This is a genomic window from Terrihabitans soli, assembly GCF_014191545.1.
Classification (GTDB): domain Bacteria; phylum Pseudomonadota; class Alphaproteobacteria; order Rhizobiales; family Methylopilaceae; genus Flaviflagellibacter; species Flaviflagellibacter soli.
In genome coordinates, this window is the sequence record NZ_AP023361.1 from 2,996,970 (window position 1) to 3,010,641 (window position 13,672).

A 13,672-nucleotide genomic window follows, 5' to 3' on the forward strand; every position below is an offset into this window, starting at 1 on the left:
AAGTATCATGCTCGACAATCCCGCCTCCGAATACGCCGCGCTGAAACAGGAGCTCCGCGGCAAGGGAATCAAATTCCTTCTTGCCTCCTATGCCGACATGCACGGCGCCTCGAAAGCCAAGGTCGTGCCGATCGATCATCTCGATCAGATGATGGGCGGCTCGGAAATGTTCACGGGCGCGGCGCTCGACGGCGTTCCGCAGAGCGTGCACGACGACGAGGTCGCGGCTTTGCCGGATGCGGCGAGCTGCACCGTCCTGCCCTGGCAGCGCGATACGGCCTGGTTCGCAAGCGATCTGATCTATGGCGGCAAGCCGTTCGAAGCCTGCAGCCGCACCATTTTGAAGCGCCAGACGAAAGCGGCGTCGGACCTCGGCTATATGATGAATCTCGGCATCGAAGCCGAATTCTACGTCCTGCGCGACACGCCCGAAGGCGTCATGCCGATCACCGAACGGCGGCTCAACAAGCCCTGCTACGACGTCTCCATGGTGCTCGACAACAAGGCATGGCTGACCGAACTCGTCGACTTCATGAACGGCGAAGGCTGGGATGTGTATTCCTTCGATCAGGAAGACGGGCTCGGCCAGTTCGAAATCGATTTCATGTATGCCGACGTGCTGTCCATGGCCGACCGCTATGTTTTTCTGCGGCTCGCCGCCAACAAGATCGCGCAGCAGCACGGATGCTTCGCGAGCTTCATGCCCAAGCCCTATCAGGACCGCACCGGCAGCGGTGCGCATTTCAACATGTCGCTCGGCGACCTTGCGACGGGCTCAAATCTGTTCAAGGACAAGAACGATCCGCGCCAGTGCGGGCTTTCGGAACTCGGCTACAAGTTCACGGCCGGCGTCGTTCGTCACCTGCCGGCGATCTGCGCCGTCGTCGCGCCGACGGTGAACTCATATAAGCGCCTCGTGAAACAGGGCTCGATGTCGGGCTTCACCTGGGCGCCGATTTTCGCCTGCTACGGCAACAATAACCGCACCAATGCGGTGCGTATTCCGATGGGCGGCGGCCGCATCGAACTGCGCGCCGCCGACAGCGCCTGCAATCCCTATCTCGGGGCCGCTCTCGTTCTCGCCGCCGGCCTTGAGGGCATCCGCGAAAATCTCGATCCGGGCGAGCCGAACCGCGAGAATATGTATCTCGTCGATCCTGCGGAGCTTGAAGCCCGCAAGATACAGATGCTGCCGCGCACTTTGGGCGAAGCGCTCGACGCGTTTGAAGCCGACCCGCTGACCAAAGCGGTTTTCGGCGAGAGCATGGCCAAAGCCTGGCTCGACTATAAGCGCGAAGAATGGCTGTCCTATATGGCGCATGTCTCCGATTGGGAGACGAGCCGCTATCTGAGGTTCTTCTGAGCGATGCGCCGCGCGATCAACCTGAAGCCGGAACGGGGGACAGCAACCCTTCTTGCTCTTTTGCCGTTCGCGCTGCTCATTCTGATCTATCTCGTCGCTTCGGCAGAACGGCTTGCCGATAATCCGGACGACAAGATCCTCCCCGCTTTCGTCGATTTCGGCTCGGCGATCGTACGGCTGGGATTTCAACCCGACACGCGCAGCGGCGATTATCTGCTCTGGACCGACACATTTGCGAGCCTTCGCCGCCTTGGCATCGCGCTCGGCATTTCGACCCTTCTCGGGCTTGTCGTCGGCGTCGGCATCGGCCTTCTGCCTTATCTGCGCGCCGGTATCGGCGCTCTTGTCGCTGTCTTCTCGATGGTGCCGCCGATGGCGGTGCTGCCCATTTTGTTCATCATGTTCGGCCTCGATGAAGTTTCGAAGATCGTCCTCATCGTCATCGGGGTCGCGCCCTTTCTGATCCGCGATATCGCCGCGCGCGTCGAGGAAATGCCCAACGAGCTTCTGATCAAGGCACAGACGCTCGGCGCATCGACATGGCAGATCGTTACGCGCGTAACGGTACCGCAAATACTTCCCCGCCTGATCGATTCCGTCCGTCTTCAGCTTGGCCCGGCTTGGCTGTTCCTCATCGCCGCGGAAGCCATCGCATCGACGGAGGGCCTCGGCTATCGCATCTTCCTCGTCCGCCGCTATCTCGCAATGGATGTCATCCTGCCTTACGTGGCGTGGATTACATTGCTCGCTTTCCTGATGGACTGGGGCCTTCGCAAGCTAAACAGCAAGGCTTTCCCCTGGATGTACCGGAGGGCCGGATGAGCCTTGTCGTCGAGAATGTCTGGAAGGAATATGGCGATCAGGTCGTTCTGGAGCGCCTGAATTTTGAAGTGCCGACCGGCGAGTTCTGCGCCGTGGTCGGCCCGTCCGGCTGCGGCAAAACGACATTTCTGCGCATGCTGCTGGCGATGGAACAGCCGACGCGCGGAAAGATCCTTCTCGACGGCAAGCCGCTGCCGGACGAGCCGGGACCCGATCGCGGCATTGTCTTCCAGCGCTATTCCGTCTTCCCGCATCTCACCGTCCTGGAAAACGTTCTTCTCGGCCTCGAATTCGAACGCTCGCCATTTCTCGGGCGCTTCTTCGGTGCGGAGCGCCGCAGAGCCATCGGCGAGGCACGCGCCTGCATCGCTTCTGTCGGCCTCGAACATGCGTTCGATAAATATCCGGCGGAACTCTCCGGCGGCATGCAGCAGAGGCTCGCTATTGCGCAAACGCTCGCACGCAAACCAAAAGTTCTTCTGCTCGACGAGCCGTTCGGCGCGCTCGACCCCGGCACCAAAGCCCAGATGCACGATCTTCTGCTGAAGCTCTGGCAGGAAGAGGGCATGACCGTCTTCATGATCACGCACGATCTGTCGGAAGGATTCGAACTTGCGACGCGCGTTCTGTCCTTCGACAAAGTGCGCCGCGATCCGCAGGCGCCGAACGCCTATGGCGCGACCGTCGTGTACGATCTGCCGCTCGACGAGAAAGCCTATCGCAAGCCCATCGTCGAACGCTGGCGCCGCGCGATACTTGAGCGCCAGGCCGGCCTCGTGCATTAGAAGAGCCGCACGGGAACACGGACATGGCCGGCCTCAGTATCAAAACCGACGATCTTTCGGGTGATCAGATTCGCGCTCTTCTGGCTTTCCATGTCTCGGGCATGCTGGAGCAGTCCCCGCCCGGAACCTGTTATGCGCTCGATCTGTCGGAATTGCAGGTGCCGGAGATCACGGTGTGGAGCGTCTGGGACGGCGATGATCTTGCCGGCTGCGGCGCGCTGAAGGAAATCGAACCCGGCTGGGGCGAGGTCAAATCCATGCGCACGGCGACGGCGCATCTGCGCAAGGGCGTTGCGGCCGCACTGCTCGACCACATCATCGCAACGGCCAAATCACGCGGCTATACGCGCCTCAGCCTCGAGACCGGAACGAGCGCCGATTACGATCCGGCGACAGCGCTCTATAAAAAGCGCGGCTTCACGAATGGCGGTATTTTCGGCGATTACACGCCGAGCCCGCACAATCAGTTTTTGCATCTCGACCTCTGAGCCTCAGCGGCTCGCGAGATAGGCCTTCCAGCCGCCGAAGCCGGTGATGTTTTCCGCGCCCTGCACGGCATAGGCTTCGCAGACAAAGCCCTTTACGAAAGAGCCGTCGTCGAGCGACAGCGTGCCGATGCCGAGCGGCGCCGGAATGAGCGCAACGAAAGAGCCGAACTCGCTTTCCGGCACGGCCCAGATTTCAACCTCGATCCCGCCAATCCCCATGCCGTCATAAACCAGGCCGGGCTTGGGCGGCACCGTGCCGGGCAGCGCATAGAAGGTGTAGCCCTTGGCGGTCTTCGCGGTGCGTACGAATTTTGCGCGGCGCTCGACCAGCTGATGATGCAGCGGCAGGCCTTTGAGATGCGCGCCGACGACAGCGACCTCGACATAGCCGACATTCTTACCCGCAAGCGCGGGGCCCGGCAGAGCGCGCGCCGTGCCGCCGACCGTCGCCGTGCCCAGCGCCCGATGCAGAAGATCGCCGAGACCTGCGAGCGCACCGTCCTCAAAGGCGCGTCCGACAAGCGTGACACCGAACGGCAATCCGTCCGGACGAAAACCGGCGGGCACCGCGAGCGCCGAAAGATCCATCAGATTGACGAAATTCGTATAGGTGCCGAGATTGGAATTCAGCCGCACCGGATCGGCGAGCATCTCCTCGATCTTGTAGATCGTCGGCGCCGACGGCACGAGCATGACATCGATCTTCTGCCAGAGCGGTGCGGTCTTCTTCAGCAGAGCCTGAAGTTTGTATTGGCCCTCAAACGCATCGACCGCGGAATATTTCTCGCCGCCAAGCACGATATCGCGCACCACGGGGTGCACGGCATCGGGATGGCGGCGCGCGAAATCGCCGACCGCCGCCGTGCGTTCGGCGACCCATGGGCCTGCATAAAGAAGCGAGGCGCATTCGCGGAAGGGCGCGGGATCGAAATCGATCCGTTCGCCGCCGAGACGCTCAAGCCGCGCAACGGCCTCATAGAACAGAGCCTCCGATTCCGTATCGCCGAAAAACTCCACCACGTCCGGCACGCCGAAGCGGAAGCCCTTGCTCCAATCCTGCGGCAAGAGCGCGTGTTTCGGCGCCGCGCGCGAATAGGGATCTTCCGCGTCGAACGCGGCAGCCACTTCCGCGACCTTCAGCGCATCGCCGACGGTTCCGGCAAAGACCGACACGACATCGAGCGAGCGGCAGGCCGGAACGACGCCGCGCGTTGAGAACAGGCCGCGCGTCGGTTTCAGGCCGACAATATTGTTGAACGCGGCCGGCACGCGACCCGAACCTGCGGTATCGGTGCCGAGCGAGAAAGCAACAAGGCCCGACGCCACGGAAACCGCGGAGCCTGAGCTCGATCCGCCCGACACATAATCGGAATCGAAGACGGAGCTCGGATAACCATAGGGCGTGCGTGTGCCGTTGAGCCCGGTCGCGAACTGATCGAGATTGGTCTTGCCGATGACGATGGCGCCCGCCTCTTCGAGAAGCTCGATCACGCGCGCCGAGCGCTGCGGCAGATAGGCGAAATCCGGGCACGCCGCCGTCGTCGTGACGCCGAGCACATCGATATTGTCCTTGACCGCAAAGGGCACGCCGTAAAGCGGAAGGTTCTCAGTGGCGCGGGATTGCAGCGCAATGGCGCGCGCCGCCGCGATGTCTTCCGGCACGAGCGAGATCCAGACCGGGTGATCGCCCTTCTTTCTGATCTCGGCATAGATTTCGCGGATCAGCTGTTCGGGCGTCAGCCCGTCCGCATAGGCTTTCGTCAGCGAAGCAATATCCAGCGCGCGCATCAGGCCCGGTCCTCGACGATCACGGCCAGGATCTGACCCATGCCCACCGCGCGGCCTTCCGCGCAGCGCAGTTCCGAAACAGTCCCGTCCGCAGGCGCTGCCACTTCGAACTCCGTTTTCATCGACTCCACCACGATCAGCGCCTCGCCGGCTTTCACCCGCGTGCCCGGCGCCACATTAACTTTCCAGACGCTGCCGGGAATAGGGCTCGTCACCGCAACCCCGCCCTCCGGCAAAGCATCCTCGCTCTCCTCCATGGCCTCCGGGATATCGGCACCATAACCGATCTGGCCCGAGGCTTCCCAGCGGGCGCGCTCTTCCATGAAGGCCGCCTGCCTCTGTGCGGTGAACGCCGAGATCTCCTTGGCGTTCTCGCTCATGAATCTACGGTAATCGGCGAGCTTCAGCACGCCATGCTCGATCTTCACCTCGGCCTTCCCATGGGGGAAATCCTCGCGGAAGCGCATGAGGTCATCATGCGAAACCTCATAGAAGCGGATCTGATCAAAAAAACGCAGCAGCCAGGGTTTTCCGGCTTCGAACACGTGCGTCGTGCGGAACGTGTTCCAGACCTGGCAGGTGCGGCCGACGAACTGATAACCGCCCGGGCCTTCCATGCCGTAGACGCACATATAGGCGCCGCCAATGCCGACAGCGTTCTCCGGTGTCCAGGTGCGGGCGGGATTATATTTCGTCGTCACCAGACGATGGCGCGGATCGAGCGGCGTTGCGACCGGCGCGCCGAGATAGACATCGCCAAGGCCGAGGACGAGATAGCTCGCCTCAAAGACAATGCGCTTGACCTCGTCGATACTGCCGAGCCCGTTGATGCGGCGGATGAACTCGATATTGGACGGACACCAGGGCGCATCCGGACGCACCGACTGCATGTATTTACGGATCGCAAGCTGCGTATCCTCATCGTCCCAGGACAGCGGCAGATGGACGATGCGTGTGGGCACTTCCATCTCGTCGACGCCCGGCAGAACCGCTTCGATATTTTTCAACACATTCAGCAGTTCGCCGAGCGGCAGAAATTCCGGATCGTAATGGATCTGCAGCGAGCGGATGCCGGGCGTGAGATCGACAATGCCTTTCAGTCCGCAGCGCTGAACGGCCTGCATCAGCGCGTGCACGCGGAAGCGCAATTCGAGATCGAGAACGAGCGGTCCGTATTCGACGAGAATGTAGCGGTCGCCCTGGCGGCGGTAGACGACGCGCGGATGGCCGCGATCGGCGCCCGTCTCCCCGAGGATCGCATCGTCCTGTCCGGCATCGGCGACGGGAAGCGCTTCGGTCTTTTCGAGCTTCGCGATGCTGGCGCTCTGATCGGCCTCGGCCTGATCGGCGATGGTCGGCGACAGGCGCTTGAAACTGATGCGGTCGCCGGGGCGAAGCTGGCCCATCTTCCAGAGTTCGGCCTGCGCAATCGTCACGGGGCAAACAAAGCCGCCCAGACTTGGGCCGTCAGGCCCAAGAATTACCGGCATATCGCCGGTGAAATCGACGGCGCCTATCGCATAAGCATTGTCGTGAATGTTCGAGGGATGCAGGCCCGCCTCGCCGCCATCGCTGCGCGCCCATTTGGGTTTCGGCCCGATGAGGCGAACGCCGGTGCGGCTCGAATTGTAGTGAACTTCCCAATCGGCCGCGAAGAAGGCGGCGATATCCTCTTCGGTGAAAAAGTCCGGCGCGCCATGCGGCCCGTAAAGAACGCCGATGCGCCATGTCCTGGTGAATGCAGGGCGCAGTTCATCCGGAACAGCGCGCGGTTCGGCTTTCGCACCGGGATCGAGGTGCAGCACATCGCCGGCGAGCAGCGCGCGGCCGCCATGACCGCCGAAACCGCCGAGCGTGAATGTCGCTTTCGAGCCGAGATAATCCGGCACCTGAAAGCCGCCGGCGACGGCAAGATAGGCGCGCGTGCCTGCGCCCGTCACCGAACCTGTTTTCAGAATCTGCCCGGCTTTGATCTCGAACGGTATCCAGAACGGCACGGGTTCGCCATCGAGCGTTGCCGACATCGCGGCGCCGGTGAGGCAGGCAACAGCCGGGCTGTCGAATTTCAGCGTGGGGCCTGAGAGCGTGATTTCCAGCGCTGCAGCGTTCGGATCGTTTCCGAGCGCGCGATTGGCGAGCCGGAAGGACAGATGATCCATCGGACCGGACGGCGGCACGCCGACATCCCAGAAACCGAGACGGCCCGGGAAATCCTGAACGGTCGTCTGCGTTCCGGGTGCGACGACCTCGACCGTCGCCGGGCGGTAATCGAGCGTCTCCAGAAGCCGCGTCGTGACTTCGCCCGCTGCAAGCTCGGGCCGCACAGCGAGAAACTTCAGATAATCGCGATTGGTCTCGATGCCGCCGAGCTTCGTCGCCTCAAGCGCCGAGGACAGTTTTTTCAGCGCGGCCGGGCGATTTTCCGCGGTGACGATCAGTTTCGCGATCATCGGATCGTAGAAGGGCGGCACTTCCGCGCCCGCTTCGACCCAGGTCTCGATGCGCGCATCCTTCGGGAACGAGACTTCCGTCAGCCTGCCCGCGCTCGGGCGGAAATTGCGGCCCGGATCCTCCGCGTAGAGGCGCACCTGGATCGAATGGCCCTTCGATGCGGGGCGGACAAGATCGATCGTTTCCCCCGCCGCCTGGCGCAGCATCCATTCGACGAGATCGACGCCCGTGACTTCTTCCGTCACACCATGCTCGACCTGAAGCCGCGTATTGACCTCAAGGAAATAGAACTCGCCGCCATCGACATCGTAAAGGAATTCGACGGTGCCGGCGTTTGCGTAGTTCACCGCTTCGCCGAGCCGCTCCGCCGTCGCAAGCAGCCGGGCGCGAACCTCATCGGAAATGTTCGGCGCCGGGGTTTCCTCGATGACTTTCTGATTGCGCCGCTGCGCCGAACAATCGCGTTCGCCGAGCGCAAGGACTTTCCCCTTGCCGTCGCCGAAAATCTGCACTTCGATATGGCGGCCGCGGGCGATGAACTTTTCGAGAAAGATGCCGGCGTCCTTGAAATTGTTCGCGGCGAGACGCTGCACGCGCTCGAACATCGGCGTGAACTCGTCCGCGCTGCGGCAGAGCTGAAGCCCGATGCCGCCGCCGCCCGCCGTGCTCTTGATCATCACCGGAAAACCGATGCGCTTGGCTTCGAGCTCGGCGGCTGCAAGATCGGCAACAAGCCCGCCGCCGGGCGCCAGCGGAACGCCGGCCTTTTCGGCGATTTCACGCGCTTTGTGCTTCAGGCCGAAAGCCCGCATATGTTCAGGGCCAGGGCCGATAAAGACGATGCCCTCTCTCGCGCAGGCTTCGGCGAAATCCGGATTTTCGGAGAGAAACCCGTAGCCGGGATGGATGGCTTCGGCGCCGGTCCGTTTCGCGGCGTCCAGAATGCGCGCCGCATCGAGATAGGATTGCGCGGCGGGCGGCGGGCCGACGAGAACGGCTTCACCCGCGCGGGCGACATGCAGCGAATGGCGGTCGGCTTCCGAATAGACCGCGACGGATGCGATGCCCATCCGGTCCAGCGTGCGGATGACGCGGCAGGCAATGGCGCCGCGATTGGCGATGAGAACCTTGCGGAACATCGCGCCCCTCACCGATCCCAGATGAGAATTTCGACGGGCGTCGGATTATACGCATTGCAGGGATTGTTGAGCTGCGGGCAATTGGAGATGAGGACGATGACATCCATCTCGGCGCGCATTTCGACATATTTCCCCGGCGCGCTGAGGCCGTCGGCAAAACTCAATCCACCATCGGCCGTCACCGGCACGTTCATGAAGAAATTGATGTTGTGCGTGATGTCACGTTTGGTCAGCCCGAATTCCGGACGCTCCGCCACCGCCAGCATCCAGCTGTCGCGGCAGGCATGCATGGTCCGCTTTTCGAGATCGTAGCGCACGGTATTCGACTCGCTCGCGCAGGCGCCGCCGAGCGTGTCGTGGCGGCCCACCGTGTCCGCCGTGATTTCGAGCATGACATTGCCTTCGCTCGACATCAGCTTTGTGCCAAGGCCGAGAAAGACATTGCCCTGTTCGCGGATCGTATCCGTCGCCGAATAGCGCTCGGCCGGATCCATTGCGGAGAAGAACAAAGTGTCGGCCGCCTGATTGCCTTCGAGATCGAGGATGCGGAAGGTCTGGCCCTTCTTCACGACATCGATCCAGTAATCGCCGGCAAGGACGGTTTTGCGAGTGCTCGCTTTATCGGGCGACAGAGCGCTGGCTTTAGTTTTCATGTCAGCACCCGCAGCCGAGATGATAGAGCCGGTTATTGATAAAGCCGCGCCCGTTTTCGGGCCGCGACAATCGGCATTCGTCGGTGTCTGTTGCGGGCGGCACCTCCTTCAGATCGGCGCGCACGCCCTTCCACGGATAGTCTTTCGCCGGATCGAGCGGGTGCGGACAGGTATGAAGGATGACGAGCGTCTCCATTTCGAAGCGGATCTCGACATAATCCTCGGGCTTTGAGTTGCCGGTTATGTATTCGAGCGCGCCGTCATCGCCGACGGCGATCTTGGTGAACCAGTTCACATTGGCCGCGAGATCGCGCTTGCCGAGACCGTATTTGGCAAGCTCGACCAGAAAGGCGTCGCGGCCGTTCTGTTTCCAATCATTCCGGTCGCTCTGATAATCGCGCGCGCCCCATTTCCTCTCGACGATGGATTTGGTCGAGGTGCCGGACACGCTGTCATGCCAACCGACGCTGTCCTCGGTCACCGAGCAGAAGATGCGGCCCATATCCGAATAGAGGCAATTGCCGCGCGTCAGCTTGAAGGTGTGCTGACATTTCAGAGTATCGGGCGCATTGTAGCGCTCGAGCAGATTGGCGGGATTGTAGAACAGCATGCCGACCGAGGCGCCGCCGGAAATATCGGTGAGACGCAAAGCGGTGTTGGCCTTCATGGTGAAGGACCAGTGTTTGCCGCCGGCAATGTCGGTCGAATAGAGAACGGAACCGGTCAAGAGAGTCTTCCTCGTGTTTCGAGGAAGCGCGCGCGGGGAAACCAATCCGAGCGGCGCTTCCGCTGGTCGATCTCCCGGGCTTTTGTCCCGCCGTGTGGCCGCGCTGTCTGGCGCGGCTTGCTGCTCTCGGACCAGCGCCGCGCGTCAGCGCGACCGGAACCCTAGCGGCATGGTTTTATTTGCAATGTTCGGGCCAAAGGGTCAAGCCGCGCTGAAATTTCAGGCTTTTCAGTGCCCGTCGGGAGCGAGGCGGCTTTCCGGCATGCGATAGACGCCATTTGTGCCGAGCATCCAGGCCCAGAGCGTACCCGGGCGGAAGAGCTTGCCGAAGGCGCGGTCGCAGACATTGAGCCCGCCGGCATAGACGCCGAAGGCCGGCAGAACGGCGCGCATGCCATCGGTCGCAACGCAGCGGCGGCGGACGCCTGCACCGCGCGCATAGATTTTGGCGACGGGATGAAGATGTCCGGCGATCTCGCCGGGCGCGGAGCCCATAACCGGCTCGTGCCGCAAGACGATATCGCGGAAACTCATCTCGGCCTGCCACTCGCCCTCGACGCAGCTCGGCGGTTCGGGATCGTGATTGCCGGCGATCCACAGCCAGTCGCGCGATTTCTGCAGCGCGCACAAGGTCTCGACATCCCGCCCGTCAATACGCTCGCCGGCGCGGCTGTCATGGAAGCTGTCGCCGAGGGCCACGACCGTCAGCGGATCGAAACGCGAGATCAGGCGGCCGAGCAAAGCGAGCGTTGCCGCCGTATCGTAAGGCGGCATCAGCCCGCGCCCGCGCGCGGCGAAGGCCGAGCCTTTCTCCAAATGCAGATCGGCGACGATCAGCATGCGCTCATCGTCCTGCCAGAGCGCGCCTTCGGGCAGCACCATGAACGGCACGCCGCGGATCAGCATCACATCGCTGATGCGCGCCTGCGGGCTGACGACAGCGTGAAGGCTCATGCCGTCCTCATGGCTTCAGCCTCAAGCTCGGCTTCGGTTTCGGCCAGGAGCGATTCATAGGCATCGCCCGCGACCTGTTCGCGGCCGATTTCCAGGATGCCCGGTACGGCCAGCGGCGAAACGCGATCAAGCGCTTTATGGACGATGCGGCCCTTCACGCGCGCCAGCATGGAGGACAGGCGCGAGATGTCGAGAAGGCCGCGAGCCGCGTCCGCACGCGCCGCCCGCAAAAGGATATGATCCGGCTCATGCCGGCGCAGCACATCGTAAATAAGATCGGAGGACATCATCACCTGTCGACCGCTCTTTCTCTGGCCCGGAAAGTTCCGCTCAATCAATCCGGCGATAAGAGCGCAGTCCCTGAAGTTCCGCTTCATCAGGCTCGATTCGGCAAGCCACTCCTCAAGATCGTCCCCGAGCATATCCTCGTCGAACAAAGATGGGATCGACACTGTGCCTGTTTTGACACGTGCGGACACATCGCCGAGCCCCCACACTGTCACCGCGTAATCGGTTGCAACGAAACCCATGGGCCTGAGCTTTGCGCGCTCCATGCGCCGCGTCAGCAGCATTCCGAGAGTCTGATGCGCGTTGCGGCCTTCGAACGGATAGCAGGTGAGGAAGAAGCGGTCGCCGCGCGGAAAGGTCTCGACCAGAAGCTCGTCCGGTCCCGGCAGAACCGAATTCGTGCGCTGGATGTCGAGCCATTCCTGCACCTGCGGCGGAAAGGCCTTCCATTCGCGCGGATCGGCGATCATCTGGCGCACGCGCGCCGCAACGCCGGTCGAGAAGGGCATGCGCGCGCCGGCATAGCTCGGCACTTTCGGATCTTTCGCATTCGTTCTCGTGCAATAGGCGTAGTCTTCGACAACGGCGTGAAATTCGAGGATTTCGCCGCCGAAGACGAAGGTGTCGCCGGCCGTCAGCATCGACACGAACCCCTCTTCGAGTTCGCCGAGCACCCGCCCGCCCCGGCCGATCGGCCCGGTATGGCCCGCGCCGCCGCCGCGCATGAGCCTGATTTTTATCATGTCGGCTTCGGTGATCGTGCCGACATTCATCCGGTATTGCTGGGCAATCTTCGGATTGGAGACGCGCCAGTGTCCCTCCTTCGTCTTACGTATTTTTGCAAAGCGCTCATAGGTGCGGAGCGCGTAACCGCCCGTCGCAACAAAGTTCAGCGCCGCGTCGAAATCCATACGCGACAGCGCGGCATAGGGCGAGGCGGACAAGACTTCCGTATAGAGCGCGTCTGCATCGAACGGCTCGGCGCAGGCCATGCCGAGAATATGCTGGGCGAGGACATCGAGCGCGCCGGTGCGGAGCATGTCGGCATCCTGCTCGCCCGCGAGCGCCGCCGCCCGCGTCGCCTCGCATTCGACGCGCTCGAAGCGCGAGCCCGGCACGATGATGGCTTTCGACGGTTCGTCCATCCGGTGATTGGCGCGGCCAATTCTTTGAAGGAGACGCGATGAGCCTTTCGGCGAACCGAGATGGACGACGAGATCGATATCGCCCCAGTCGATGCCGAGATCGAGCGTCGATGTCGCGACCACCGCACGCAGCTTGCCGGCGGCCATGGCCGCCTCCACCCGCCGTCTCTGGCCGACATCGAGCGAGCCGTGATGCAGTGCGATCGGCAGGTCTTCGGTGTTCAGACGCCACAGCTCTTGAAAAGCGAATTCGGCGATGAAGCGGGTATTGACGAAGATCAGCGTCATCTTGTGGCGCTTGATCTCGTCATAGACGGCCGGCAACGCATGCTTGGCCGCATGGCCCGACCAGGGAAGGCGTTCTTCCGTATCGTGAATATTGATGTCGGGCTGAGCGCCGCCTTCGACGGTCACAAGATCGGCGGCCTCCTCGCCCGTCAGCCAGCGCGCCAGATCGGCGGGATTGGAGACCGTCGCGGAAAGCCCCGTCACCGTCGCGTCCGGCGCGAGCGATCTGAGACGCGCGAGCGCCAGCGACAGAAGATCGCCGCGCTTGGTCGGCGCCAGAGCATGGGCTTCGTCGACGATGATGCGGCGCAGGCCGGAGAAGAGGTTTTTCGCTTCGCGGCTCGCCAGCAGGAGCGAGACCTGTTCGGGCGTTGTCAGCAACAGATCGGGCGGATCGGTTTTCTGGCGCTGGCGTTTGGATTGCGGCGTATCGCCCGTGCGGCTCTCAATGCGGACCGGCAGCTTCATCTCGGCAATCGGCGTCTCGACATTGCGCGCGACGTCGACGGCCAGAGCTTTCAGGGGCGAGATGTAGAGTGTGTGCACGTTGCGGCGGAATTTTTTTGGCGGCGTCTCGTAAAGCTCGACAAGGCTCGGCAGGAAACCGGCGAGCGTCTTGCCGGCGCCGGTCGGCGCAATCAGCAGCGTCGAGCGCCCGCGCTCGGCCTGCTCGAGAAGCGCCGTCTGGTGCGGACGCACGCTCCAGCAGCGCCCCGCGAACCAGCGCGCAAAGGGCTCGGGCAGATGCGAGCCCTCGGGTTTTTTCTGCGCCAGCGCCAAT

The 13,672-nt window shown here is 62.6% G+C and carries 10 protein-coding genes and 1 riboswitch; of the genes, 4 read left to right on the top strand and 6 right to left on the bottom strand.

All coding sequences use genetic code 11. The annotated features are described in order from the left end of the window. Positions 1–7: 7 nt before the first annotated feature. From glnT to IZ6_RS15355, 4 genes are read left to right on the top strand one after another with little or no spacing between them, the layout of a single operon-like run. On the top strand, positions 8–1,363 hold the full coding sequence (glnT, locus tag IZ6_RS15340; protein ID WP_222875900.1) for a type III glutamate--ammonia ligase: 1,356 nt from the start codon (positions 8–10) through the stop codon (positions 1,361–1,363). A 3-nt stretch (positions 1,364–1,366) separates the two neighbouring features. Beyond that, entirely contained in the window at positions 1,367–2,185 is an 819-nt protein-coding gene (locus IZ6_RS15345) for an ABC transporter permease (RefSeq protein WP_222875901.1), read from the top strand. Then, positions 2,182–2,970, top strand: a complete 789-nt coding sequence (locus tag IZ6_RS15350) for an ABC transporter ATP-binding protein (RefSeq protein ID WP_222875902.1) — start codon at positions 2,182–2,184, stop codon at positions 2,968–2,970. Before IZ6_RS15345 ends, IZ6_RS15350 begins: the two co-directional genes overlap by 4 nt. 23 nt (positions 2,971–2,993) lie before the next feature. Beyond that, entirely contained in the window at positions 2,994–3,458 is a 465-nt protein-coding gene (locus IZ6_RS15355) for a GNAT family N-acetyltransferase (RefSeq protein WP_225873933.1), read from the top strand. 3 nt (positions 3,459–3,461) lie between these two features. Here IZ6_RS15355 and atzF read toward each other — a convergent pair whose 3' ends face one another. The 6 genes from atzF to IZ6_RS15385 form a co-directional block, all read right to left on the bottom strand. After that, positions 3,462–5,246: an allophanate hydrolase gene (atzF, locus tag IZ6_RS15360; RefSeq protein WP_222875903.1), complete on the bottom strand. Its 1,785-nt coding sequence runs from the start codon at positions 5,244–5,246 to the stop codon at positions 3,462–3,464. Continuing rightward, positions 5,246–8,836: an urea carboxylase gene (gene uca, locus IZ6_RS15365; protein ID WP_222875904.1), complete on the bottom strand. Its 3,591-nt coding sequence runs from the start codon at positions 8,834–8,836 to the stop codon at positions 5,246–5,248. The genes atzF and uca overlap by 1 nt, the downstream gene beginning before the upstream one ends. Before the next feature lie 8 nt (positions 8,837–8,844). Next, positions 8,845–9,489 carry an urea amidolyase associated protein UAAP2 gene (locus IZ6_RS15370; RefSeq protein WP_222875905.1) on the bottom strand — a complete coding sequence of 215 codons (645 nt, stop codon included), beginning with the start codon at positions 9,487–9,489 and terminating at the stop codon, positions 8,845–8,847. Between the two features lies 1 nt (position 9,490). Next, positions 9,491–10,216 (bottom strand): urea amidolyase associated protein UAAP1, encoded by a 726-nt coding sequence (locus tag IZ6_RS15375; protein ID WP_225873934.1) that lies wholly within the window; start codon positions 10,214–10,216, stop codon positions 9,491–9,493. A 69-nt stretch (positions 10,217–10,285) separates the two neighbouring features. Continuing rightward, a riboswitch (guanidine-I (ykkC/yxkD leader) is annotated at positions 10,286–10,392 on the bottom strand. A gap of 52 nt (positions 10,393–10,444) precedes the next feature. After that, positions 10,445–11,170 carry a ligase-associated DNA damage response endonuclease PdeM gene (pdeM, locus tag IZ6_RS15380; protein WP_225873935.1) on the bottom strand — a complete coding sequence of 242 codons (726 nt, stop codon included), beginning with the start codon at positions 11,168–11,170 and terminating at the stop codon, positions 10,445–10,447. Next, complete coding sequence (locus IZ6_RS15385) at positions 11,167–13,671, bottom strand: ligase-associated DNA damage response DEXH box helicase (RefSeq protein ID WP_225873936.1); 2,505 nt, start codon at positions 13,669–13,671, stop codon at positions 11,167–11,169. The genes pdeM and IZ6_RS15385 overlap by 4 nt, the downstream gene beginning before the upstream one ends. Position 13,672: the final 1 nt, after the last annotated feature.